This is a genomic window from Rhizobium sp. M10, from assembly GCF_002531955.1.
Taxonomy (GTDB): Bacteria; Pseudomonadota; Alphaproteobacteria; order Rhizobiales; family Rhizobiaceae; genus Rhizobium; species Rhizobium etli_C.
On the sequence record NZ_NWTA01000013.1, the window covers coordinates 153,642 to 176,534 of the forward strand.

General features: G+C 62.4%; 25 protein-coding genes. 14 read left to right on the forward strand and 11 right to left on the reverse strand.

Annotation, left to right across the window (positions count from 1 at the left end; translation table 11 throughout):
- Positions 1-8: 8 nt before the first annotated feature.
- The gene (locus tag CO671_RS21320; protein WP_097607601.1) at positions 9-629 is read left to right on the forward strand and encodes a lysophospholipid acyltransferase family protein; all 621 of its coding nucleotides are present in this window, start codon (positions 9-11) and stop codon (positions 627-629) included.
- The gene (locus CO671_RS21325) at positions 626-1,555 is read left to right on the forward strand and encodes a phosphatidate cytidylyltransferase (RefSeq protein WP_097607602.1); all 930 of its coding nucleotides are present in this window, start codon (positions 626-628) and stop codon (positions 1,553-1,555) included. Before CO671_RS21320 ends, CO671_RS21325 begins: the two co-directional genes overlap by 4 nt.
- Positions 1,556-1,582: 27 nt before the next feature.
- Here CO671_RS21325 and CO671_RS21330 read toward each other — a convergent pair whose 3' ends face one another.
- The 3 genes from CO671_RS21330 to CO671_RS21340 form a co-directional block, all read right to left on the reverse strand.
- Entirely contained in the window at positions 1,583-1,906 is a 324-nt protein-coding gene (locus tag CO671_RS21330; RefSeq protein WP_097607603.1) for a chaperone modulator CbpM, read from the reverse strand.
- Between the two features lie 2 nt (positions 1,907-1,908).
- Positions 1,909-2,823, reverse strand: coding sequence for a J domain-containing protein (locus CO671_RS21335; RefSeq protein ID WP_097607604.1), 915 nt, complete (start codon positions 2,821-2,823; stop codon positions 1,909-1,911).
- A 136-nt stretch (positions 2,824-2,959) separates the two neighbouring features.
- Positions 2,960-3,427: a universal stress protein gene (locus CO671_RS21340; RefSeq protein WP_097607605.1), complete on the reverse strand. Its 468-nt coding sequence runs from the start codon at positions 3,425-3,427 to the stop codon at positions 2,960-2,962.
- Positions 3,428-3,643: 216 nt separating this feature from the next.
- Here CO671_RS21340 and CO671_RS21345 point away from each other — a divergent pair, with 216 nt between their 5' ends.
- Entirely contained in the window at positions 3,644-4,510 is an 867-nt protein-coding gene (locus CO671_RS21345) for an NAD(P)-dependent oxidoreductase (protein ID WP_097607606.1), read from the forward strand.
- 68 nt (positions 4,511-4,578) lie between these two features.
- On the opposite strand, the gene CO671_RS21350 is transcribed toward CO671_RS21345, so the two are convergent.
- Together CO671_RS21350 and CO671_RS21355 are read right to left on the reverse strand one after the other, a co-directional pair.
- Positions 4,579-5,403: a phosphoenolpyruvate hydrolase family protein gene (locus CO671_RS21350; protein ID WP_097607607.1), complete on the reverse strand. Its 825-nt coding sequence runs from the start codon at positions 5,401-5,403 to the stop codon at positions 4,579-4,581.
- Positions 5,400-6,611, reverse strand: a complete 1,212-nt coding sequence (locus CO671_RS21355) for a Tm-1-like ATP-binding domain-containing protein (protein ID WP_097607608.1) — start codon at positions 6,609-6,611, stop codon at positions 5,400-5,402. Before CO671_RS21355 ends, CO671_RS21350 begins: the two co-directional genes overlap by 4 nt.
- 129 nt (positions 6,612-6,740) lie before the next feature.
- Here CO671_RS21355 and CO671_RS21360 point away from each other — a divergent pair, with 129 nt between their 5' ends.
- The 7 genes from CO671_RS21360 to yghU all read left to right on the forward strand — a co-directional run bounded on the left by CO671_RS21360 (position 6,741) and on the right by yghU (position 13,171).
- The gene (locus CO671_RS21360) at positions 6,741-7,394 is read left to right on the forward strand and encodes a GntR family transcriptional regulator (RefSeq protein WP_064685297.1); all 654 of its coding nucleotides are present in this window, start codon (positions 6,741-6,743) and stop codon (positions 7,392-7,394) included.
- A 79-nt stretch (positions 7,395-7,473) separates the two neighbouring features.
- Positions 7,474-8,730 (forward strand): extracellular solute-binding protein, encoded by a 1,257-nt coding sequence (locus CO671_RS21365; RefSeq protein WP_097607609.1) that lies wholly within the window; start codon positions 7,474-7,476, stop codon positions 8,728-8,730.
- A 92-nt stretch (positions 8,731-8,822) separates the two neighbouring features.
- On the forward strand, positions 8,823-9,725 hold the full coding sequence (locus CO671_RS21370; protein ID WP_097607610.1) for a sugar ABC transporter permease: 903 nt from the start codon (positions 8,823-8,825) through the stop codon (positions 9,723-9,725).
- Positions 9,722-10,549: a carbohydrate ABC transporter permease gene (locus CO671_RS21375; protein WP_097607611.1), complete on the forward strand. Its 828-nt coding sequence runs from the start codon at positions 9,722-9,724 to the stop codon at positions 10,547-10,549. Before CO671_RS21370 ends, CO671_RS21375 begins: the two co-directional genes overlap by 4 nt.
- A gap of 2 nt (positions 10,550-10,551) precedes the next feature.
- On the forward strand, positions 10,552-11,643 hold the full coding sequence (locus tag CO671_RS21380) for a Gfo/Idh/MocA family oxidoreductase (RefSeq protein ID WP_097607612.1): 1,092 nt from the start codon (positions 10,552-10,554) through the stop codon (positions 11,641-11,643).
- 17 nt (positions 11,644-11,660) lie between these two features.
- Complete coding sequence (locus CO671_RS21385) at positions 11,661-12,041, forward strand: cupin domain-containing protein (RefSeq protein WP_097607613.1); 381 nt, start codon at positions 11,661-11,663, stop codon at positions 12,039-12,041.
- 254 nt (positions 12,042-12,295) lie between these two features.
- Entirely contained in the window at positions 12,296-13,171 is an 876-nt protein-coding gene (gene yghU, locus CO671_RS21390; protein ID WP_097607614.1) for a glutathione-dependent disulfide-bond oxidoreductase, read from the forward strand.
- Between the two features lie 84 nt (positions 13,172-13,255).
- On the opposite strand, the gene CO671_RS21395 is transcribed toward yghU, so the two are convergent.
- Genes CO671_RS21395 through CO671_RS21415 form a run of 5 tightly spaced genes read right to left on the reverse strand, consistent with a single transcriptional unit; the run spans position 13,256 to position 19,211 of the window.
- Complete coding sequence (locus tag CO671_RS21395) at positions 13,256-14,770, reverse strand: ABC transporter substrate-binding protein (protein WP_097607615.1); 1,515 nt, start codon at positions 14,768-14,770, stop codon at positions 13,256-13,258.
- Positions 14,771-14,788: 18 nt separating this feature from the next.
- Entirely contained in the window at positions 14,789-16,486 is a 1,698-nt protein-coding gene (locus CO671_RS21400) for an ABC transporter ATP-binding protein (protein WP_097607616.1), read from the reverse strand.
- Positions 16,483-17,334, reverse strand: a complete 852-nt coding sequence (locus CO671_RS21405; protein WP_097607617.1) for an ABC transporter permease — start codon at positions 17,332-17,334, stop codon at positions 16,483-16,485. Before CO671_RS21405 ends, CO671_RS21400 begins: the two co-directional genes overlap by 4 nt.
- The gene (locus tag CO671_RS21410; protein ID WP_097607618.1) at positions 17,331-18,269 is read right to left on the reverse strand and encodes an ABC transporter permease; all 939 of its coding nucleotides are present in this window, start codon (positions 18,267-18,269) and stop codon (positions 17,331-17,333) included. Before CO671_RS21410 ends, CO671_RS21405 begins: the two co-directional genes overlap by 4 nt.
- Positions 18,270-18,320: 51 nt before the next feature.
- Positions 18,321-19,211 carry a proline iminopeptidase-family hydrolase gene (locus CO671_RS21415; RefSeq protein ID WP_097607619.1) on the reverse strand — a complete coding sequence of 297 codons (891 nt, stop codon included), beginning with the start codon at positions 19,209-19,211 and terminating at the stop codon, positions 18,321-18,323.
- 127 nt (positions 19,212-19,338) lie between these two features.
- Here CO671_RS21415 and CO671_RS21420 point away from each other — a divergent pair, with 127 nt between their 5' ends.
- Together CO671_RS21420 and CO671_RS21425 are read left to right on the forward strand one after the other, a co-directional pair.
- A complete protein-coding gene (locus CO671_RS21420; protein WP_097607620.1) occupies positions 19,339-20,115 on the forward strand; it encodes a LuxR family transcriptional regulator in 777 nt (258 codons plus the stop codon).
- A gap of 92 nt (positions 20,116-20,207) precedes the next feature.
- Positions 20,208-21,110 carry a proline iminopeptidase-family hydrolase gene (locus tag CO671_RS21425; RefSeq protein WP_097607621.1) on the forward strand — a complete coding sequence of 301 codons (903 nt, stop codon included), beginning with the start codon at positions 20,208-20,210 and terminating at the stop codon, positions 21,108-21,110.
- A gap of 16 nt (positions 21,111-21,126) precedes the next feature.
- Here CO671_RS21425 and CO671_RS21430 read toward each other — a convergent pair whose 3' ends face one another.
- Positions 21,127-22,041, reverse strand: coding sequence for an acetamidase/formamidase family protein (locus CO671_RS21430; protein WP_097607622.1), 915 nt, complete (start codon positions 22,039-22,041; stop codon positions 21,127-21,129).
- A gap of 175 nt (positions 22,042-22,216) precedes the next feature.
- Here CO671_RS21430 and CO671_RS21435 point away from each other — a divergent pair, with 175 nt between their 5' ends.
- The gene (locus CO671_RS21435) at positions 22,217-22,471 is read left to right on the forward strand and encodes a type II toxin-antitoxin system Phd/YefM family antitoxin (RefSeq protein WP_004677292.1); all 255 of its coding nucleotides are present in this window, start codon (positions 22,217-22,219) and stop codon (positions 22,469-22,471) included.
- Positions 22,468-22,890 carry a type II toxin-antitoxin system VapC family toxin gene (locus CO671_RS21440; protein WP_097607623.1) on the forward strand — a complete coding sequence of 141 codons (423 nt, stop codon included), beginning with the start codon at positions 22,468-22,470 and terminating at the stop codon, positions 22,888-22,890. The genes CO671_RS21435 and CO671_RS21440 overlap by 4 nt, the downstream gene beginning before the upstream one ends.
- Positions 22,891-22,893 lie beyond the last annotated feature (3 nt).

Genomic DNA, 22,893 nt, shown 5'->3' on the forward strand with positions numbered 1-22,893 from the left:
GAGAGACTATGACCGCGCTTGTCCGTCGCCTCCTTGTGTTGTTCGTCCGTATCATGGTCGGCGCCCGAAGCGAGTGGCGGGGCTGCACGCCCGATACGCGCCGCCGCATCTATTTCGCCAATCACAACAGCCATGTCGATACGGTCGCCGTCATGGCCGCCCTGCCGTATCAGGTGCGGCGGCTGACCCATCCGGTAGCGGCGCGCGACTATTGGGGAACCAGCGCCCTCCGCCGTTTCATCGCGGAGAAAGGCCTGCGCGCCGTTCTGATAGACCGCAAACCTCTGCCGGACAGCAACCCGCTGGAGCCGCTCGAGCGCCTGCTCGAGGAAGGGCGTTCGATCCTGATTTTTCCAGAAGGCACGAGAAGCGCCACCGAGGAGATCGCTCCATTCCGCAGCGGCATCTATCGCCTTGCCTGCCGCTTCCCCGATGTCGATCTCGTGCCGATCCATCTCGACAATCTGCAGCGCATCCTGCCGAAGGGAAGCATACTGATCGTGCCGATCACCTGCACGGCGCGCTTCGGCAAGCCGCTGCGTGTCGAACCCGGCGAAGGCAAGGACGCATTCCTGGCGCGGGCCCGCGCCGCGGTCATCGAGCTGGCAGACGGAGGGCGCACCGCATGACCAGCCTTTTCTCCATCGTCCTTGCCGCGATCCTCGGCCTGCTCGCCGTCGCCTCCGCCATCGGCTTCATCCTGCAGCGGCGGGCGACCGAGCCCGGCTCCGTCGCCACCGTCCAGAACCTCAATGCCCGCATTCGCTCCTGGTGGATCATGGTCGCGGTGTTCGGCGGCGCGATCCTGCTCGGCGATACGGCGGTGGTCATCCTGTTCGCATTCCTGTCCTTCATGGCGCTGCGCGAATTCTGGACGCTGACGCCGTCACGGCGCGGCGATCACCTGGCGCTGTTCCTGTCCTTCTTCGTCGTCCTGCCGCTGCACTATGTGCTGCTCGGAACGTTATGGTACGGCCTCTTTGCGATCTTCATTCCGGTCTATGCCTTCCTGATCCTGCCGGCAGTGGCGACGCTCACGGGTGACGTCAAGGAATTCCTGGCGCGAACCGCCAGGGTGCAATGGGGCTTGATGCTGACGGTCTATTCGATCAGCCATGCGCCCGCGCTCCTGATGCTTGAGACCGGCACGCCGCCGGCGCTTCTTCTTGTCTATCTCGTTATCGTCGTGCAGCTCAGCGACGTCTTCCAGTATGTCTGGGGCAAGCTTCTGGGAAAACATCGTTTCTCCCCGAACATCAGCCCGTCGAAGACGCTCGAGGGCCTCATCGGTGGCGGCGCCTCGGCGATCCTTGTCGGAACGCTGCTCTACCGGCTGACGCCGTTCTCACTCCTGCAGGCGGCAGCCGTCAGCGCGGTCATCGTCGTTGCCGGCTTCTTCGGCGGCTTCGTGCTCTCGGCGATCAAGCGCGATCTCAACGCCAAGGACTGGGGCTATGTGATCGAAGGCCATGGCGGCGTGCTCGACCGGCTGGATTCCATCACCTTCGCCGCACCGCTGTTCTTCCACATCGTCCGCTACTGGTTCACCACGTGAGGAGAGCCGCCGCATGCGGCCGGTTCCTCAAAAGCGGTCGATATCCTCGAGGCTCTCGATGAGCCGCTGCTGAACCTGCCGGTCCTGCCGGCCGATGGCCGTCACCAGCTTGCCCATCGTTCCCCTGATTCCGTGAAGCTGGTCGACCAGATCCATGACGACATCGACGCCGGCTTCGTTGACACCCATATTGCCCATGAGATCGAGGATGAGCCGGCCGCGGGCGACATCGGCCTCGTGAAACTGCCGCCCTTCGCCTGACATCTCCGGAATCAACCAGCCCCGTTCGACCCAGAAGTCGAGCTGGACGACATCGATTTTCAGGCAAAGACGGAACTCATGATCATCCATGATCAGGCCTCCATATTCTTCCTCGGATCGTATGGATTTGCCGCCGCCCATTCCTTCACCAGGGAGGCCAGCCGTTCGTCTGGATTATCGGGCAGCACGATCTTCAAGGAGACATAGACGTCGCCGTGTCCGCCGCCGCGTTTTGGAACGCCCTTGCCCCTGAGGCGCAGGACCTTGCCCGTATTCGAGTGCGCAGGCAGCGTCACGTTGACAGGTCCCGAAGGTGTCGGCACGCGAACCTTGCCGCCGAGCACCGCCTCGCCAAGCGAGATTGGCAGTTCCAGGCGGATGTCGTCGCCGTCGCGCGTGAAAAAGCGGTGGGGGGCCACACGGATTTCGATCAGGGCATCGCCCGCCGGCCCGCCGCCAAGGCCCGGTTCACCTTTGCCACGCAGCCGCAAAGTCTGGCCGTCGCGGGTTCCGGGCGGGATCTGCACATCGAGCTGCGGCCCATCCGGCAGCTTGATCTCGGTCCTGGTGCCGTTGACGGCCTCGAGAAAATCGACCTCCATGGAGAAACGCCGATCCTGGCCGTGGCTGCGCGTCCTGCCGCCGCCTGCGCGGCGCGAAAAGAAATTGGCAAAGGTATTGTCGATGTCGGCGAAATCGGCAAAGCCGGAATTGTTGCGGTAGGGATCATTGGCACCGCTCGTCGAGGCATAGTCGCGGTAATAGCTGCGCTGCGCCCGCTCGGCGCCCGTCATATCGATCTCGCCGCGGTCGAAACGTCTCCGCTTCTGTTCGTCGCTCAAAATCTCGTAAGCGGTCGAAATATCTTTGAACCGGTCCTCTGCCTTTTTGTCGCCGGGGTTAAGGTCGGGGTGAAGTTTCTTGGCGAGCTTGCGGAACGCACTCTGAATATCCTTCTGCGTCGCATCCCGCTTCACGCCCAGAAGCTCATAGGGATCCTGGCTCATGCATATCTCCGGTCGGGCAGTCCATGCTGCTGGTTGGCTTGGCACTGATATAGGTTGTCGGGCCGCCGCCGGGGAGGGGCAACCCACGGGGCACCTCAAGCCGGTGATCCCGTGATCGGCGGGAACTTGCCAGAGCTCAGAGCGGAACGGCGTCTTCGGTTTGGGGCGCGGAGCCCTCATGCGCGTCGTCTGAACGCCGATCGACGAGAACCGAGCATCCCGCATGACGCACGACCTTCTCGACGATCGAGGAGAAGACGTAGTCGGTGATATCGGGCACGTGGGATGACAGCAGAATGAGATCGGCCGCTCTCTCCCTTGCGGCCGACACCAGCAGGGAAGCGGCAACGCCGATGCGAACCTCGATCATCACAGGGATTCCCAACTCCTTGCAGAGCGACACGAGCTTCTTTTCGGCGTCGACGATGGCGGCCGTTTCCGTTTCCTCGGGAATGCCGGTCAGGCGACGCTGCGGGACATTCTCGATGACATGCATGACGAGGATGGTTCCGCCTTCGTCCACAAGCGCCGCAGCCCGGCGCAGCAAGCGGTTTGCCGTCCGCCTCGAACCCATGCCGATGCCGCAGATGATCGTGCGATACATTGAAATCAATATCCTCGAATGCCAGCCATTGCCGTGATCTTACCTAGATCGACGACGCCTGCTTTGACCAAAATCAAGTCCGTCAGTGAAGCGGCGGCGTGCACGGGAAAGCCGCCGCCCGCTTTCGACACGAGCATCCTGCCGCCTTGTCGCAGTTGACGGCGGCCCGATCGGCGGTAGCTCTCATGCGATGTCGTCACACCATAGAGGTTTCACATGCCGAATTTCGCAATCATCGGAGCGGGCGCAATGGGAAGCGCTGTCGCCAGACGGCTGATCGACCATGGCGCCACGGTGCTGACCCATCTCGACGGTAGAAGCGATCAGACGATTGCGCGCGCCAAGACAGCCGGCATGGTGCCGGTCGGACGCCGGGCGCTGGCGGAGGCCGAGCTGATCCTGTCGATCGTTCCGCCGGCGGAAGCGATCGGCGTCGCCGAATTGGTCGCGGAGATATCGTCGAGCATGCCGGCACCGCCGCCCTTTATCGACCTCAACGCGATCGCGCCGAAAACCATGCAGGCGCTGGCGGCGCGGTTCGACGGCAGCCGGGTAGAGGTTCTCGACGGCGCTATCATCGGCGGGCCGCCGGTTCCCGGCAAATCAGGGCCGGCCATCTATATCAGCGGCGATAGCGCGGAGCGAAGCAGGCTGCTCGAAGATTACGGCTTGCGGGTCCGCAAGCTCGACGGCCCGCTCGGCGCGGCTTCGGCGCTGAAGATGTGTTATGCCGGCATCAACAAGGGTTTTATCGGCCTCGGCGCCGCAATGCTGCTGGCCGCATCCCGCTCTGGCGCTGCCGAAAGCCTGAAGGCCGAACTCTCTGAAAGCCTCCCCGATATCGACATCAAACTGTCGAAATCCATTCCCGACATGTATCCGAAAGCCTACCGCTGGGTCGCCGAAATGCAGGAGATCGCCGACTTCCTGGGAAAGGACGATCCGGCAGCGGAGATTTTTCGCGGCATGGCTGATGTTTTCTCCAGGCTGGCCGACGACGTCAAGGGCAGCCGCGTGCTGGTCAGACGGCTGGACGAGATCCTTGGCTCCCCGGAAACCGCCGGTGCGATGGTCATGCCGTAGCACTTACCCGCTGCCGGCGCCCCACACCGGGGCGCCGGCAGCTGGCGTACGGCCGGTCCAAGCCGCGCCTAAATCTTTACGAAATCCTCGACCTGTGCCCTGATCGCGACTTCGGTCGGCAATCGCTCCATCGAACTTGCGCCGTAAAAGCCGTTGCATCCCTTGCAGCGGGCGAGCACGTATGCGGCATCCGCCGGCATGGCGATCGGACCGCCGTGGCAGAGCACGATGACATCGTCGCGCACGGATCTGGCGGCATCCGTCCAGGCGTTGATCTTCTCCACGCATCCGTCGAGCGTCAGCGCCGTTTCGGCGCCGATCGCGCCGCCTGTGGTCAGGCCGAGATGGCAGACGACGATATCGGCGCCGGCCCGGGTCATGGCCATGGCGTCCTCAGCGCTGAAGACATAGGGCGTCGTCAGCATGTCCTTGGCGTGCGCGCGGGCGATGATATCGATCTCGAGATCGAAGCCCATGCCGGTTTCTTCGAGATTGGCGCGGAAGGTGCCGTCGATCAGCCCGACGGTGGGAAAGTTCTGGATGCCGGCAAAGCCCATCGCCTTCAGTTCGTCGAGGAAGAGATCGGGCAGCATGAAGGGATCGGTGCCGTTGACGCCGGCAAGCACCGGCGTGTGGCGCACGACCGGCAGAACCTCGCGGCCCATCTCCCTGACGATCTCATTGGCATTGCCATAGGCGAGCAGGCCGGCCAGCGAGCCGCGTCCGGCCATGCGGTAACGGCCGGAATTGTAGATCACGATCAGGTCGATGCCGCCGGCTTCCTCGCTCTTGGCGGAAAGGCCGGTGCCGGCGCCGCCGCCGACGATCGGCCGGCCCTCGGCGATCTTGCGGCGAAGCCTGTTCAGAATGTCGCTTCTATCGATGCGGGTCAAAATTCCCTCCTTGAGGCATGGATGTCATGAAAGTTGGCAACGAGTGCCGCGGCGAATTCCGGGCTGTTGATATGGGCGTCTATCTCGACAAGGCGCCTGTTTTCCGCATTGCGCCAGCCGGCGCGGATGGTGGCAAACAGCGCCGCGTCGGCTTGCGGATCGTGGAACGGCTGACCGGCGGCGTCGATGGCCGAAACGCCCTGCAGCGGCAGCAGGAAACGGACCGGCCCCTGCATCCGGTTCAGCCGCTCGACGATGAAGGCGCCGATCCGGCCGTTTTCCGCCGGCGTGGTGCGCATCAGCGTCACCTGGGCATTGTGGACATGAAGCCTGCGGTCGCGGAAAGGCGCCGGCACGGTTTCCCGCGCGCCGAAATTCACCATGTCGACGGCGCCGACCGAGCCGACATAGGGCAGGCCGGTGCGGATGATGGCGCCGAAGCGATCCATGGTCGCCGGAAAGACGCCGCCGACGAGGAGATCGGGAACCTCCGTCGTCGTCACGTCGATCACGCCCTGCAGCAGGCGGGAATCGGCAAGCTTCTCCATCGACTCCCCGCCGACGCCGGTCGCGTGAAAGACGTAGATTTCATGCGTCTTGCCGAGCATCTCACGGATCTGCGTGACGCAAGGCGTGGTGACGCCGAACATGGTCATGCCGATGCCCGGCCGATCATCGCTCGAAGCGGGAATGGGATTGCCGGCCATGCCGGCCGCCGCATTCGCCGCATTGCCGATCACCTTGCGCGAGATCGCATTCAGGCCGGCGACGTCGACGACCGAATACATCATGGTCAGATCGTTCGGCCCGACATAGGGCGCGACATTGCCGGAGGCGACCGTCGAGACCATCAGTTTCGGCAGGCCGATGGGAAGTGCGCGCATCGCTTCCGTGACGAGCGCGGTATTGCCGGTACCGCCGAGACCGAGAACGGCGCCGATGTCGCTGCGTGATGTCAGGAATGCCGTCAGCGCCTTGGCCATGGCCGAAACCGCCGTTCCCCGATCGGTCTGCCCCAGCACGGCCGCCGCGCCCTCGGGATGAAATTCGGCCACTTCCCGCGCCCGGATATCGGCGCCGGCGTTATCCCCGAGCGTTCCGACATCGACCAGGATGGCATCGGCGCCGGCCGCACGAACCACCTCCCTGGCGTAATTCAGTTCCGCGCTCTTGGTGTCGCAGGTGCCGACGATATAGACCTTTCCCATTGTTTTTCCTCCTTTTTCAAACTTTCTCTGTGAGCTTTCGATAAAATTCCTTTTTATGTATTTTTCATATTGTATATTCTTTCGCATATTGCATACTTAATTCATCAACGCCAGACGGAAATGGAAACCATGAACGCACCGCGCCACCTCACCCTTCGCGAGCGGATCTACGAGGAAATCGTTCGCCTGATCGTCTCGGGTGAGCTGCCGAGCGGCGTCTCGATCGACGAAAAAGAACTGACGGAACGGCTGCAGGTCAGCCGCACGCCATTCCGGGAGGCGATCGGCACGCTCGCCAAGGAAGGGCTGATCGAGATCAAGCCCTATCGCGGCTTCTTCGTGCGCAGCTTCACGCCGAAAGAGATCGACGACCTCTATAATTTGCGCAAGACGCTCGAATGCTTCGCCGTCGAGCTCGCCGTTCCGGAGATGAGCGACCGGCATATCGCAAACTTCGAGCGTATCCTGGATGAAGCAGTGGCCGCATTGCGCCGCGGCGACATGGAAACCTACGGCATTCGCGACAAGGAATTCCACGAGACCATTGCCGAGCTTTCGGGGAGCGCGCCGCTGATCGAAACGCTGGCGCGACTCGCACTGCAGATCCAGATCTGCCGCTCGATCGCCAATGAGAGCCGCGATCTGGCCGAAAGGGCGGCCGAGGAGCGCGATCAGATCCTGCAGGCTTTCAGGGCGCGCGACATTGCCCGCGCCAAAGCGCTGATGCACGCGCATATCAGCGATGTCCAGCAGGCCGTCATGGCGCGCTTTCAGAAGGGTTAGCCGAAGGACATGAAGGAGAGGGAGGTCTCCTTCAGCAACCGAAAAACATGGGCCGCGGAGCGGCCCGGAGGAGGGAACAATGCTGAAATTACTTGCCCGCAGCACCGCACTGGCGGCGATGATCGCCGCAAGCTCGCTGGCGGCACATGCTGAAACCCTGAAGATGTGGGGGCCCGAGCAGATCACCGAGCCGCTGGTCGCGCAGCTCTGGAACGGCATCAAGGCCGATTTCGAAAAAGCCAATCCCGGTGTGACCGTCGAATTCATGCCGCCGACCGGCACGATCAGCAACGGCGCCGTGCAGGCGGCGATCCAGTCGGATGCCGGACCGGACGTGATCCTCACCAACTCCGGCATCGGCCGCATCAGCGTCGTCAAGAACGCCAAGCAGGTGATGCCGCTCACCGAGCAATATGAAAAGCGCGGCTGGAAGGACAAGATCTATCCCTGGCTCTACACCGAGCTGAAGGGCCAGTTCGCCGGCGAGATCTATGAGGTTCCCGATGGGCTCGATGCGCTGGGCATCTGGTACCACAAGGACATTTTCGCGCAGGCCGGCTGGAAGATCCCAGCCACCTGGAGCGAATTCGAAGCGCTGATGAAATCGATCGAGGAGACCGGCCTGCAGCCGATCGCCATCGGTCCGCGCACGACGGGCAGCGCCGGTCATCTCTTCGGCAACCTGCTGCAGTCGGCGAGCGGTAAGGAGGTGATCGGCAAGGCGCTGCGTCGCGAAATTGCGTGGGACGACCCGTCCGTCGCCGCCGGTGCCATCCGGCTGCAGAAGCTGGTCGAGGCAGGCGACATCAAGAAGGAAATGGCCGGTCTCGATCTCGACGGCGCCTCGCGGCTCTGGTTCAACAAGCGCGCCGCCATGTTCGTTGCCGGCCCCTGGTTCACCGCCAATGCCCGCAAGGCCGGCTACGACCTCACTAACGCCGGTTATGCACCGATGCCCTCCGACATCAAGGGCGCGGCGATTCCGACCGGCGGCGTCGGCTGGAGCTGGCTGATCCCCGTCAATTCGAGGCAGCCTGAACTCGCGATGAAATGGATCGACTTCATGCTGTCGGACGCGGTGATGAAGAAACGCGCCCAGGACCCTGCCAGCACGATGATCTATCCGCGCGAAATCCCCGGCCTCGAACCGCCGACGCCGGTGCTCAAGGAGATCTTCGCGGCCGCGGCCGGCGGCGTCGGCTACAATCCGAGCGTCTATCTGCCCGGGCCGGTGCTCGACACCTATTTCCAGGTCATCCAGGGCCTGATCTCCGGCCAGATCGGCGGCGAGGACGGCATGAAGCAGATCCAGGCGAAGATGGCAGAGGCGAAATAGTGGCCATCCCCGAAACATCAGGCAGCAAGGTCGTGGCTTCTCTCAGCACTCCCCCTGCCGCGGCAGGACATACGGGCGGAACATTCGCCCATATGTCCAAACCCCGGGCGGCCGGGTCCGGCTCAGCCGATCGGGATGCCGGCACCGCATTCTGGCTGATGGCGCCGGCGCTCGGCCTTTATGCCGTCTTCACCCTGCTGCCGATCGCCGCGACTTTCTGGCTGAGTTTCAACAGTTCGGCCGGTTTCAACACCTCCGCGATCTTCGTCGGCTTCGGCAATTACGCAAAGGCGGCGCATGATCCGATCGTCTGGAAGAGCCTCGTCCATACCTTCGTCTGGCTCGCCTACCATGTGGTGATGGCAGGCGGGCTCGGCCTTCTGCTGGCCCTCGCCGTCAGCAGGCTGCGTTTCACCCAGGTCTTCTTCCGCACCGCCTTCTTCCTGCCGCATCTGGTGTCGCTGGCCGTCGTCGGCGTCATCTGGGCCAATATCTACGATCCGTTTTTCGGCCTCCTGAACACGGCCCTGACGCGGATCGGGCTCGGCGCCTTCACGCAAGGCTGGCTTTCCGATCCCGCTCTGGTGCTGTTTTCCGTCAATGTCGCGAGCTCGTGGCAGGGCTTCGGCCTCTATATGCTGCTCTTCATCGCCGGGCTGCAGAATATCGACCGCTCGCTTTACGACGCGGCGGAGGTGGACGGTGCCAACGCCTTGCAGAAGCTGATTTATGTGACGCTACCGGGGCTTCGCGAGGTCATGACCTTCGTCGTCTCGCTGGCGATGATCAATGGCCTGAAGGGCTTTGCGACGGTCTTCGTCATGACCAATGGCGGCCCCTTCTACCAGAGCGAACTGATCACGACCTATATCTACCGGCTCGCCTTCCAGTCCCAGGATCACGGGCTGGCGGCGGTGCTCTGCATCCTGCTCAGCCTGCTGGCAATCGTCATCACCATCGTCTTCAACCGCTGGCGTGCGAGGCTTGCGCAATGAGTAGGCGCAATCGCGAATGGCCGGTGGCGCTGGCGCTGACGCCTGTCTTGATCCTGATCCTCGCCCCCTTCGTCTGGCTGCTGATCTCCAGCTTCAAGACCGAAGCCGAGATCGGCCAGGCCGATCCCTTCACCTGGCCCGCCGACCTGATGTGGCGGAACTATCTGGATGCCTGGCAGATCGGCGGATTTGGCGATCTCGTCGGCAACAGCCTCATCAACCTCGTCGGCGTCGTCACCCTGTCGCTGATCACCTGCGCCCCTGCCGGCTATGCGCTGGCCAAGATCCGCTTTCCCGGCCGCGAATGGCTGTTCTACGCCTTCATTCTCGGCCTCACCGTGCCGGTCCAGGCGATCGTCATTCCGCTTTACCAGGTGCTCTTCGGGCTCGACCTCGTCAACACGCTGACTGGCATCGTCCTGGTGCAGGTCAGCAACGGCATCCCCTTCGGCATATTCCTGATGCGGAGCTTCTTCATCGGCGTGCCGGATGATCTGATCGAGGCCGCCAAGATCGACGGCGCCTCGCATCTCCAGATCCTCACCAAGGTTTTCCTGCCGATCTCGACGCCGGCGGTGCAGGCGCTCGTCATCATCAGCGCGCTCTCCACCTGGAACGATTTCTTTCTGCCGCTGATCGTGCTGATCAGCCCCGAAGTGCAGACCCTGCCGCTCGGGCTGGTGCGTTTCGCCAGCACCTATGCCTCCGACTACCGTCTGGTCTTCTCCGGGACGGTCATTTCATTCCTGCCGATCATTCTTCTCTACATCCTGATGCAGCGCCGTTTCACCGAGGGGCTGACCCAGGGGGCAATCAAGGGCTGACCATGTCGCATCACGTCCAGCGGGAAATCCGCTACAATTTCGAATTCGACCACCGCATCAAAGCCTGCTTTATCGGCGCCGGCGGCCATGCCTACCGCAATATCTACCCGGCGCTGCGGTATGCGCCGGTCGAGATCGCCGGCATCTGCGATCTCGATCTCGGTCGCGCCGAAAAATTCGCCAAGCTTTTCGGCGCCGGCAAGGCCTATACCGATCACCGCGACATGCTGGAGCAGGAAAAGCCGGAGCTGGTCTTTCTCGTCACCGCCTACCATCCCGACGGCCGGGTGCAGGCAACGGATCTGGCGCTCGACGCGCTCGCCGCGGGCGCGCATGTCTGGATGGAAAAACCGACCGCCGCGACTATGGAAGACATCGAAAGGCTGCAGGCGGCAAGTGCTGCAGCCGGCCGCATGGTGATGACCGGTCTCAAGAAGACCTTCTTCCCGACGATCGAGAAGCTGAAGGATTTGATCGGCTCGCCCGGCTTCGGCCGGCTGACCTCGATCAATGTCCGTTATCCCCAGAGCCTGCCGAGACCCGAGGACCGCACCGATCTCGTCAAGATGCAGAGCTTCCTCGATCACATCTATCATCCCGGCGCGATCCTTAATTTCCTCGGCGGCGAGATCGAACGCGCGAGCTATGAATGGGAGGCGCTGTCGGGGGCGACCGTCACCAGCCTGCGCTTCCGCTCCGGCGCGATCGGCACACTGCACCTTGCCGCCGGCCAATCCGGCGGCAGCAGCTTCGAGCGGGTCGAGATCATCGGCGAAGGCGCCAATGCGATCGTCGAAAACGGCAGCCGGCTGACCTATTTCCGCAGGGCGGATCTGCCGTCCTATGGCCGCGCCGCAAGCTTCATCCAGCCGGACGAGAATGCCGCGCTCATCTACGAGCCGGAGCATTCGCTCGGCCAGCTCTACAACAGCAATCTCTTCTATCTCGGCTATGTGCCCGAGATCCTGCATTTGACGGATGCGATCCTCGCCGGCACATCAATCAGCCGGGGCACGCTGGAAATCGCCCGCGAGATCATGAAGCTCTTCGACTTTTTTAGACGCGCGGATGCCGGCGTCACCACCAATCTCTGAATGGGGGAAAGACAGCCTTGACCGAGACAGATGTGATTTTCAGGAAATCCGGCGGCGAATTCATGCCGACCACCTGGGGCGAACTCAACTGGAAGATCACCGGCGACGGCACACCGGGCGCCGAGATGACCTTCGGCACCTGCCGCATCAATCCCGGCGAGCGCAACCAGCTGCATTCCCATCCCGATTGCGAGGAGATCCTCTACGTCATTTCCGGCCATTGCGAGCACAAGCTCGGCGATGCACTTTACCGGCTCGAAGCCGGCGACGCCATCCGCATTCCCCGCAATGTCCGCCACTGGGCGCGCGCCCTCGGCACCGAACCGCTCTTCGCGCTGATCATGTTCTCCTCCGGCACCAGGACGGCGGTCAATCATGAAGGCGAGGGGGCGGCCTGAACGTAACGCTGCGCCCCGGCACGGCCGATCCCGGCGAGAAGCTCATCTACGGCGTTCAGGCCGCGACGGGCAGGCGTCTTGTCGACGCGGAGCTCTGATGCGGCCTTTCTCCTGCATTTGCTAATATTCTGACGATTGTGTGAAGCCGCCCCGACACCTCTGACAAACCGCATCGCCTCTGCTATGTCAGGAAAAATGCGGTGGCCAGCCGATTGCCGCCGCGCTCTGTCCGATCAATGCCAGGAGTTTGAAAGATGAGCGGTTCTTCCGATTACGCACCCCCGAAAGTCTGGGCCTGGAACAAGGCGAATGGCGGCCAGTTCGCCAGCATCAATCGCCCGATAGCAGGGCCGACACATGAGAAGGAGCTTCCGATCGGCCGTCATCCGCTGCAGCTTTATTCGCTCGGAACGCCGAACGGCCAGAAGGTCACCATCATGCTCGAGGAGTTGCTGGCCCTTGGCCATAGCGGTGCCGAATATGACGCCTGGCTGATCCGGATCGGCGATGGCGACCAGTTCGGCAGCGATTTCGTCAAGATCAACCCCAACTCGAAGATCCCGGCGCTGATGGACCGCAGCGGCGAAAAGCCGATCCGCGTCTTCGAGTCCGGTGCCATCCTTACCTATCTCGCTGAGAAATTCGGCGCTTTCCTGCCGACAGAGCCGGCCGCCCGCGCCGAATGCCTGTCATGGCTGTTCTGGCAGATGGGAAGCGCACCCTATCTCGGCGGCGGCTTCGGCCATTTCTACGCCTATGCGCCGACGAAGATCGAATATGCGATCGACCGCTTCGCCATGGAGGTGAAACGCCAGCTCGACGTGCTCGATCGCCGCCTCGCCGAAAGCGAGTATCTGGCAGGTGGCGAATATACGATCGCCGATATTGCCGTCTGGCCGTGGTATGGCGGGCTGGTCAAGGGCTGGACCTACGGCGCGGCCGAATTCCTGCAGGTCGAGGACTATAAGAACGTCCAGCGCTGGGCCGATACCATCCACAGCCGGCCGGCCGTACAGCGCGGCCGGATGGTCAACCGCCTCTCCGGCGACCCTTCGAGCCAATTGCACGAGCGTCACGACGCCAGCGACTTCGACACGAAGACGCAGGACAAGCTCGCGGCCGCCGAGTAGGCAGGCGGCCCCAGCGACGTGTCGCAGCAAGAAGTGGAACTCCGCCGCCTTTACGGCGACGGAGCATTTGCATGCTGCCCGAACTCAGTTCTTGACCGTATCCTCCAGGAAGAACCGGCCGAGCGGGTTCTGGTAGAAATTGTCGATATTCTTGCGCGAGACGTTGATGTAGGGGCTGTAATAAAGATCGATCCAGTTGACGTCGTCCTTGGCCATCTTCTGCAGATCGACATACATGGCTTCACGCTTCTTGGGGTCGAGCTCGAGACGGGCTTTCGCCACCAACTCCTTCACCGCCTCGTTCTTGTAGTTGGTCAAATAGTTGTTGTTGGAATCGTGGCCGAGCACGAAGGTGGTCTTCTGGTCCGGATCGAGGATGTCGTTCGTCCAGTAGTTGACCGAGATGTCATAGTCGCCGGCAACCAGCATATCCCATTCCTGGCTCGGATCGACCTTCTGCAAATTGGCGGTGATGCCGGCCTTCTGCAGCTGCTGTTGGACCAAGACGGCCGTCTGCTCGTCCACCTCGTCGCCGGCGCGAACCACGTAATTCAGCGTCAGGTCGGATGCGCCGGCGGCCGCCAGCATTTCCTTGGCCTTCGCGGGATCATAGGGTCGCTGCAGATTGTCGGCGTAATAATAGAGCGCGCCCTTTGGAATGTAGGAATTGGCCACAGTGCCCTGGCCGAAGGTGACGGTGTCGACGATCGCCTTCTTGTCGATGGCAAGATCCAGCGCCTGGCGGACTTCCTTCTTGCCGAGCGCGCCATGCGCGTGATTGATCAGCAGATGGTCCTCGCGGGTCGAAGCGTCGATGCCGACTTTGAGATTTGGATCCTTCTTCAGTTCCTCGACGCGGGAGAAGGGAACGAAAATCGCCGCATCCAGTTCGCCGGCCTGAACGTTCAGCATTCGCGTGTTGTCGTCGGGCACCGAGATCCATTCGACGCCGTCGAGTTTGACGCGGTCGGCTTCCCAGAAATTCGGGTTCTTTTTGAGGATGACGCGGTCACCGCGCCGCCATTCGTCGATCACGAAGGCGCCGGATGCGATCGGCTTTTCCGCATAGGCATCTGCGCCCAGAGATTCCATGCCTTTCTTCGAGATGACTGACGCGTTCGGCAGCGCCAGCGTCGACAGGAATGGCGCGGACGGGTTCTTGAGCTTGATCGTCAGCGTGTGCGGATCGGTCGCCACTGCCGTGTCGATCACCTTATAGGAATCGCTCCAGAGGGAGGCGGCATCGTCGCGGATGCGCAACAGACTGAAGGCCGCATCCTCCGCCGTCAGCGGCGAGCCGTCGGAGAATTTCGCTTCACGGATCTTGAGGGTGTAGGTCAGTCCGTCATCCGAGATCGTCCAGCTTTCGGCAAGCCCCGGTTCCAGCTTGGTGCCCGTCTTGTCGACGCGGATCAGCACGTCGTAGACGTTGGAAAACACCCAGTTGTCGATGTTCTGTGCGGTCTTGATCGGATCGAATGTCGTCGAATCCTCGCGGCGGCCGATGGTGAGCACGCCGGCGGCCTCGGCATAGCTTGCGCCGAGCGTCAGCCCGGCGAGCAGGGCGGCAAGCCCGATCGATTTCCAGTTATTCGTCATGAGTCGTTCCCTTCGTTGTTATGGCATGCGCTTGCTTGATGTGGATTGCGGATCGTGGCTGCGGCCGGCGCCCTGCAGCAGCGGCTTGTCGGGATCGATATCGGGGATGGCTGCGATCAGCGCCGCGGTATAGGCGTGCTTCGGCCGGGCGAAGACCTCTTCCGAGCCGCCTTCCTCTACGATCTCGCCGCGATACATCACGACGACACGTTCACAGAGATCGCGCACGATGGCGAGATCATGGGCGATGAACATCAGCGTCAGGTTCATCTTCGCGGTGAGCTGCCGGAAAAGCTCGATGATCTGCGCCTGGATGGTGACGTCGAGTGCCGCCACGCATTCGTCGGCGATGATCAACTTCGGATCGACGGCGAGCGCGCGAGCAATGCCCGCACGCTGGCACTGGCCGCCGCTCATGCTGCGCGGCTTGCGGTCGGCGAATTCGCGCTCGAGGCCGACGAGATCGAGCAGTTCGCCGATGCGCGCCGGGATCTCGGCCCTGGCGACCTTGCCCTGGACCTTCAACACCTCGGCCAGCATCTGCCCGATCGTCAGCCGCGGGTTCAGCGCATTGTAGGGATCCTGGAACACCATCGCCGTTTCGCGCCTGAGCTTGGCCAAGCCCGCCTTCCTCTGCTGCGCCAGATCGACACCGTCGAAGGTAACGTGGCCGGCGGAAAGCGGCGTCAGCCCGAGCACGGCGCGGGCAAGCGTACTCTTGCCGCTGCCGGATTCGCCGACGATGCCGACGGTTTCGCCCGGCATGATCCTCAAGCTGACGCCGGCGACGGCACTGATCGTCTTGGCGCCGCCCTTGAACAGGCCGCCGCCCCTGAAGCGCACATGCAGATCGTCGACCTCCAGCAGCGGCCTGGCCGATCCGCCTGTGTCCCCATGAACGGACGGCGGCGCGGGCTGCTCGCCCGATATGGAAGGGTGGCTGTCGACCAGGCTGACCGTATAGGGATGCTGCGGCCGCGCCAGGATCGCACGCTTCGGCCCCACTTCAATAAGCTTGCCGCTGCGCATCACGGCAATGCGGTCGCAGGTCTGGGCGACGATGCCGAGGTCATGGGTAATGAGAATGATCGACAGGCCGCGCCGGTCGCGAATGTCGATCAACAGCCGCAGGATCTGCGCCTGGATGGTCACGTCGAGCGCCGTGGTCGGCTCGTCGGCGATCAGGATCTTCGGATTGCAGGACAACGCAACGCCGATCATCGCCCGCTGGCGCATGCCGCCGGAAAATTCATGCGGATAGCTGTCGTACTGGCGGGCGGGATCGGGGAAACCGACCTGCGACAGAATTTCGACCGCCGCGGCGCGGGCCTCGCGGGCGCCGAGGCCCTGGTGGTGGCGAATGCCCTCGGCGACCTGGTCGCCGATCCGCATGACCGGATCGAGGTGGCTCGTCGGGTTCTGGAAGATCATGCCGATCTCGCCGCCGCGCACTTGCAGCATCTCCCTATCGTCGATCCGCGTCAGGTCGCTTCCTTCGAGCAGTACGGAACCGCTCTCGATCTTCAGCAGTGAGGAGGGCAGCAGCCGCACCAGCGAGCGGCAGAACAGGCTCTTTCCCGAACCGCTCTCACCGACGAGACCGAGAATTTCTCCCCTGCCAAGATCGAGGGAGACCGCGTCGAGCAGCGTGCGCGTGCCGGAATCGAGATGCGCCCTCACGGTCAGATCGCGGACGGAGAGCACGGAGCCGCTCATTCATGTACCCCCAGCAATTCGCCGAGAGCATCGCCCAGCATGCTGAAGCCGAAGGCGAGGCAGACGATGGAGAGGCCGGGAAACAGCGTGATCCACCAGGCGGTGGTAATGAAGCTTTGTCCTTCCGCGACCATCACGCCCCATTCGGCGATCGGCGGCTGGACGCCGAGACCGAGATAGCTGACGGCGGCGCCGCTCAGCAGCACCAGCGTCGCATCCGACATCGAAAAGACGATCGAGCCGGCGACCGCGTTCGGCAGCAGGTGCCGGAACATGATGCGCGGACGGCTGAAGCCGAGGCTGACGGCGGCGACCGCGTAATCGCTGCTTTTTAGCACCAGCATCTGCGCCCGGATCAGCCGCGCATAGGAGACCCAGCCGACCAGCGCCATGGCGATATAGAAGCTGCCGAGGCCGGGACCGAGGATCGCGATGATCGACAGCATCAGCACCAGGAAGGGGAAGGCGAGAATGATATCGACGAGGCGCATGAACAGCGCATCGACGATACCGCCGTAAAAGCCGGCTATCGAACCCACCGTCGTACCGATCAGGAAGGGGAAGGTGACGCCGATGAGAGACATCTGCAGATCGAGGCGCGCGCCCCAGATGACGCGGGAGAGAATATCGCGGCCGAAGTTGTCGGTGCCGAACGGATGCAGCAGCGACGGCGCCTGCAGGCGCACCTCGGCATTCTGAGTGATCGGATCGTAGGGCGCGATGATGGGCGCGCCGATCGCCAGCAGGAAGAAAAACAGCAGCAGGCCGGCGCCGACGGCAAACATTGGCCGTCGGCCGAAGAACCGGCGCCAGCCGTGGGATGCGGGGGCGGTCGCCTGGATGCTCATAGCGTCACCCTCGGATCGACGGCGACCGTGACGACGTCGGCGATGAAGTTGATGAGCACGGTGGCGCAGGCAAAGACCATGGCGACGCCCTGGACCACCATGTAATCGCGCGAAAAGATCGCCCTGACGAGCAGTTGCCCCATGCCTGGCAGCGCAAAGACGCTCTCGACCACCACCGTGCCGCCGATCAGCCAGCCGATGTTGACGGCAAGCAGGTTGATCGTCGGCACCAGCGAATTCGGCAATACATGCCGCCAAAAGACGATGCTTTCCGGCATGCCGCGGGCGCGCGCCGCCGTCGCGACGTCCGACTTCAGCGCTTCGATCATTGCCGCCCGCAGGCTTCGCGTCAGAACGGTCGAGAGCGACAGCGCCACCGTCAGGCTCGGCAGCACCAGATGCGAAAGCTTGTCGCCGATCGTTGCGCCGTACCCGGAAACCGGCAGCATGCCGAGTTCGACGCTGAAGAGGATGATCAGCATCAACCCCAGCCAGAAGGGCGGGAAGCCGATGCCGAAGGTCGAGACGATGCGCACCGCATGGTCCGGCGCCCGGCCGGCATTGCGCGCGGCGATCGCCGCCATCGGCACCGCGATCACGACCGACAGCACGACGCTGGAGACGACGAGCGCCAGCGTCGGCTCGATGCGGGTGACGATCAGCTTCAGCACGTCGATCTTGTAGAGGATCGATTTGCCCATCTCGCCATTGGCGAGATTCTTGAGGAAGTAGAGATATTGCAGCCACATCGGCTGATCGAGGCCGTATTGGGCGCGGATGCTGGCAAGGGCTGCCGGCGTCGCGCGCGTGCCGAGGATGTTGCGCGCCGGATCGCCGGGGATCAACCGAACCAGAATGAACGTGATGACGCTGATGCCGAAAATGACCGGCAGGAACTGGAGCGGCCGCGTCAGAACGAATTTATAGCGATGCATGACGGCGATCGCCCCTCTGTCTTCGTCGGGTTTGAGCCGCTTTCATTTGCATCAGGCTGCCTTGTGCCGGGCGAGGAAACCGAGAAGCGCCGGATAATAGTCCTGCGGGTTTTCATAAAACGGCATGTGGCTGGCGTTCGCAATTACCTTGAGTTCGGCATTCGGCAATTCAAGTTTCATCCTCAGCGCGCAGGCCGGCGTCAGCTCGTCATGCTCGCCCGTGGTGATCAGCACCGGCAGCGTCAGCCGCGGCAGATCCGGGATACGATTCCAGTCCTTGAGGTTGCCGATGTAGAGAAACTCGTTCGGGCCCTGCATGGTCGCGTAAGGCGCCATGTTCCAGTCGTCGAGCGAGCGGCGAACCGGCGCCGGCCATTCGGCCAGGCGGCAGACATGGCGGTAATTGAGGATGGTGACGGCGGCGAGATATTCGGGATGATTATAGGTGCCCTGCGCCTCGTGCTTCTGCATCATCGAGACGGTTTCGGGACCGAGTGCCGACCGCAGCCGTTCCAGCTCCGAGATCAGATGCGGCATGTCGGCGACGGTATCTTCGAGGATCAGTGTCTTGAGGTTCTCGGGATAGGTCAGCGCATAATCGATCGCCAGCCACCCGCCCCAGGAATGGCCGAGCAGGTGAACCTCGCCGAGCCCAAGTGCCTTGCGCACTGTCTCGGTCTCCTCGACATAACGGCCGATCGTCCAGAGTGAGAGATCGTCCGGCCGATCGGAGGCGCCCGTGCCGAGCTGGTCGAAGGCGACCACACGGTAGCCCTTGTCGATCAGGCAGGAATGCGCCTCGCGCAGGTAATCGCAGGGCAAGCCGGGACCGCCGTTCAAGCAGAAAACCGTCTCGTCGCCGGTCCCGAAGCTATAGGCGATGACGCGGTAGCCATCGACATCGATTTCGAAACGGGCGTCCGGCTGTATTTCACGCCACATTGATTGCTCCGGCAGAAGATTTCGCTTGCTCAATATTTGGGCATGGTTAAATTTTTACCGGAAATCGCGTCCCGTGCCAGCTATAAGAAGTGATAGGGTAGGGCGCATGCGAACCAGGGAACTGCCCATGCTTGATGATATCGGAACGATCAGACGGCAGTTTACAGCGCATGAAACGCTGGACGGCCGGATCGACCAGGCCTTCGAGGCGATGAAGCGGTTGGGCTTCGAGGCCCTGATCTATGACTATACGCCGGTGCCCTACGATCTCGACGGCGCGATCATGATACCCTCGCTGCTGAAACTCAGGAACATCGCCGACGACATGCACGATTATTGGTTCGGTCGCGGTTATTTCCGCATCGACCCGGTCCAGCAGGTGGCGCTGCGCAGCAGCGCGCCCTTCTTCTGGAACTACGATACGAATGCCGACACGCTGATCAACCGCTTCATGAGCGACGACACCGCGCCGGTGACGCGCTATCTCCGCGAACGCGACATGTCGACCGGCGTCACCGTGCCGGTCCATATGCCGGGCGGCGACTATGCGACCGTCACCGGCATTCGCTTCGGCGAAGACAGCGACTTCGAGCGGCATGCGCTGCGCTATATCGCCGACTTCAACCTGCTCGCCCATGTCTTCCACGAGACGGCCTATTCGCTTTTCGACAGGAAGGCGCGCAGCGTCGGCACCATCCATCTGACCGAGCGGGAACGCGAATGCCTGCGCCATTCGGCGGAGGGCTATTCTGCCAAGGAAATCTCGCGCATCATCGGCCGCTCCGTGCCGACCGTGGTGATGCATCTCAATGCCGCGGCCAAGAAACTCGGCGCCCGCAACCGCACCCAGGCCGTCGTGCGCGCCACCCACTACCGCCTGCTCGAAGAACGCGACCGAAACTAAAGCGGCTCCTAGCCACCCTATAAGTTGTGATAGCTGCCTTCGGCGCTGCCGCCGCTTTATGGTCTCCAAACGCCCAAGAGATGGAGACGCCGGTGGCCGAAATCGCAACGAGTGAAGCCTATCTGCCCTTTCGCGACTATCGCACCTGGTATCGCGTGACCGGTTCGGTGGAAAGCGGCAAACTGCCGCTCGTCGTCGCCCATGGAGGGCCCGGCTGCACACATGATTACGTCGATTCCTTCAAGGACATTGCTGAGCTCGACGGCCGCCCTGTCATTCATTACGACCAGCTTGGCAACGGCAATTCCACCCGTCTACCCGAGAAAGGCGCGGATTTCTGGACGGTCGGCCTCTTCCTTGAAGAGCTGGATGCGCTGCTTGCCCATCTCGGCATACAGGATCGTTATGCCCTTCTCGGCCAGTCCTGGGGCGGCATGCTCGGCGCCGAACATGCGGTCCGTCGGCCACCAGGCCTGAAGGCGCTTGTCATCGCCAACTCGCCAGCCAATATGCACACCTGGGTTTCGGAAGCGAACCGGCTGAGGCAGGAACTGCCGAAAGAGGTACAGGACACGCTGCTGAAACATGAGCAGGCGGGAAGCCTCACCGATCCGGACTATATCTCCGCCTCCCGCGTCTTCTATGATCGCCATGTCTGCCGCGTGGTGCCGTGGCCGCCGGAAGTGGCGCGGACCTTTGCCATCATGGACGAGGACAACACCGTCTACCGCAACATGAACGGCCCGACCGAGTTTCACGTCATCGGGACGATGAAGGACTGGACGATCGAAGACCGGCTCGACCGCATCGAGGCGCCGACGCTGCTGATCTCGGGGAAATATGACGAGGCCACGCCCCTGGTAGTGAGGCCCTATCTCGAACGCGTTCCCGGCTGCGAATGGGTGCTCTTCGAAAATTCCAGCCACATGCCGCATGTCGAGGAAAAGCAGCTTTGCCTGGCGACCGTTTCCGGCTTTCTGTCGCGCTACGACTGAAGCAGATGCCGGCTGGTCACGATCGGCGGACCAGCCATTTCTTCGCGACACGGCAGGCCATCGTATAGGCCGGATTGAAGACATTGCCGACATCATAACGCACCACCTGTCCCAAGAGATGGCTTGCTGCCGTTCTGTCGAGGCCGTAATCCGAGGCCAGCCAATTCAGCATTTCGCTGGTGGCATGCTGAAGCGCCTGATCGAGGGGCCTGGCATTGCCGATGGTGAAGATGTCTTCGGCGGTTTCTCCGCGTGGCCAGACCAGTCCGGCCTTCTTTTCCACCGTCAGCCGAACTGTCACTTCGAAAGTGGTTTCGACGCCGGTGCCAACGATCTCACCATCGCCCTGCACGGCATGGCAATCGCCGAGAAAGAACAGCGCGCCGGGAGCCGATACCGGAAAACGAACGGTCGTGCCGGGGCCGAACAGGCGATAATCCATGTTGCCGCCATATTCGCCGCTAGTCGCCGTCGAGATCGCCTGGCCGAGGCTGGGCGCCACCCCGAAACAGCCGATCATCGGGGCGAGCGGCAGAACGAGATTTTCGAGGCCGGCGACCGGCTCGGACAGCCGGACGGTCAGCGCTTCGCGATCGATGGCCCAGATCGCCATGTTGCGCGACGGCAGGTTGCGAACCGTTTCGGGATCGATGACATTGGCCGCGACGATGCTCCGGGTAAAGCCGGTGCCCCTGGTCGGAACCATGCTGATGATTTCGACCTTCAGCGCATCTCCGGGTTCGGCGCCATCCACGAAGATCGGGCCGTTCATCGGGTTCGGACCAGATGTCCGCCGGATGCCGTCCTTGTCATAGCCGATGGCGTCGAGCGTCTCAGTGACGACTGTATCGCCGTCGGCGATATGCAGCGCCGGCGCAAGTGAACCGAGAACATTGTGAAAAAGCGTCGGAATGAAGCGGTGAGTGGTCATGGGAATACAGCTCTCGCTCGTTTCGAATGCCAGGGGCCGCGGCTGGTCTGCCCGGCGGAGTCCAGACTAGAGCAGAGATTACCTGGGAAGCCAACACGCCCGAGGCATGCGATCTGATCTTGCCTTGCATCCCCTGGATACTATATGTAGGTATGTACCTACATGGAGAAGAGTAATGAACGTGACAAGTCTTTCCAGCCGCGAACTCAATCACGACGTGAGCAGGGCAAAGAAGGCGGCGCAAAATGGTCCTGTCATCATTACGGATCGCGGCAAACCATCCCACGTGTTGATGACCTATGACGAATTCGAGCGTCTCACCGGCAAGCGCCGCAGCCTGGTCGATGCTCTCTTCATGCCGGGTTTGTCAGATATTGACTTCGACCCGCCTCGTGTTGAGATCGCACCGCGCGGGGTCGATCTGTCTTGAAATATTTGCTGGATACCAACGTTGTTTCCGAATTGCGTAAGGTCGGAGACGGCAAGGCAGATGCCAATGTGGTCGCATGGGCCGGGGCGCAAGATACCGCGAGCTTATGCATCTCCGCCATCACGATCCTGGAGCTGGAGCGTGGAATACTCGGCGTACAGCGCCGCGATGCGGCGCAGGGGGCTCGTCTGCGTACGTGGCTGGAAAATCAGGTACGGCCGGCATTCGCCGGCCGTATCCTGTCGATCGATGACGCGATCGCGACACGCTGCGCGCATCTGCATATTCCGGATCGGCGCAATGAAGCCGATGCTCTGATTGCCGCAACCGCCCTGGTTCTCGGCCTGACCGTGGTTACGCGCAATATCCGGGATTTCGAAGGCGCGGGCGTTGTCGTGTTGGATCCGTGGCAGGGTTGATGT

Bases quoted from the DNA above. Each gene is read 5' to 3' on its own strand.
- CO671_RS21320 (WP_097607601.1), top strand. From the start codon at position 9: ATGACCGCGCTTGTCCGTCGCCTCCTTGTGTTGTTCGTCCGTATCATG.
- CO671_RS21325 (WP_097607602.1), top strand. From the start codon at position 626: ATGACCAGCCTTTTCTCCATCGTCCTTGCCGCGATCCTCGGCCTGCTC.
- CO671_RS21330 (WP_097607603.1), bottom strand. From the start codon at position 1,906: ATGGATGATCATGAGTTCCGTCTTTGCCTGAAAATCGATGTCGTCCAG.
- CO671_RS21335 (WP_097607604.1), bottom strand. From the start codon at position 2,823: ATGAGCCAGGATCCCTATGAGCTTCTGGGCGTGAAGCGGGATGCGACG.
- CO671_RS21340 (WP_097607605.1), bottom strand. From the start codon at position 3,427: ATGTATCGCACGATCATCTGCGGCATCGGCATGGGTTCGAGGCGGACG.
- CO671_RS21345 (WP_097607606.1), top strand. From the start codon at position 3,644: ATGCCGAATTTCGCAATCATCGGAGCGGGCGCAATGGGAAGCGCTGTC.
- CO671_RS21355 (WP_097607608.1), bottom strand. From the start codon at position 6,611: ATGGGAAAGGTCTATATCGTCGGCACCTGCGACACCAAGAGCGCGGAA.
- CO671_RS21360 (WP_064685297.1), top strand. From the start codon at position 6,741: ATGAACGCACCGCGCCACCTCACCCTTCGCGAGCGGATCTACGAGGAA.
- CO671_RS21365 (WP_097607609.1), top strand. From the start codon at position 7,474: ATGCTGAAATTACTTGCCCGCAGCACCGCACTGGCGGCGATGATCGCC.
- CO671_RS21370 (WP_097607610.1), top strand. From the start codon at position 8,823: ATGTCCAAACCCCGGGCGGCCGGGTCCGGCTCAGCCGATCGGGATGCC.
- CO671_RS21375 (WP_097607611.1), top strand. From the start codon at position 9,722: ATGAGTAGGCGCAATCGCGAATGGCCGGTGGCGCTGGCGCTGACGCCT.
- CO671_RS21380 (WP_097607612.1), top strand. From the start codon at position 10,552: ATGTCGCATCACGTCCAGCGGGAAATCCGCTACAATTTCGAATTCGAC.
- yghU (WP_097607614.1), top strand. From the start codon at position 12,296: ATGAGCGGTTCTTCCGATTACGCACCCCCGAAAGTCTGGGCCTGGAAC.
- CO671_RS21395 (WP_097607615.1), bottom strand. From the start codon at position 14,770: ATGACGAATAACTGGAAATCGATCGGGCTTGCCGCCCTGCTCGCCGGG.
- CO671_RS21400 (WP_097607616.1), bottom strand. From the start codon at position 16,486: ATGAGCGGCTCCGTGCTCTCCGTCCGCGATCTGACCGTGAGGGCGCAT.
- CO671_RS21405 (WP_097607617.1), bottom strand. From the start codon at position 17,334: ATGAGCATCCAGGCGACCGCCCCCGCATCCCACGGCTGGCGCCGGTTC.
- CO671_RS21410 (WP_097607618.1), bottom strand. From the start codon at position 18,269: ATGCATCGCTATAAATTCGTTCTGACGCGGCCGCTCCAGTTCCTGCCG.
- CO671_RS21415 (WP_097607619.1), bottom strand. From the start codon at position 19,211: ATGTGGCGTGAAATACAGCCGGACGCCCGTTTCGAAATCGATGTCGAT.
- CO671_RS21420 (WP_097607620.1), top strand. From the start codon at position 19,339: ATGCTTGATGATATCGGAACGATCAGACGGCAGTTTACAGCGCATGAA.
- CO671_RS21430 (WP_097607622.1), bottom strand. From the start codon at position 22,041: ATGACCACTCACCGCTTCATTCCGACGCTTTTTCACAATGTTCTCGGT.
- CO671_RS21435 (WP_004677292.1), top strand. From the start codon at position 22,217: ATGAACGTGACAAGTCTTTCCAGCCGCGAACTCAATCACGACGTGAGC.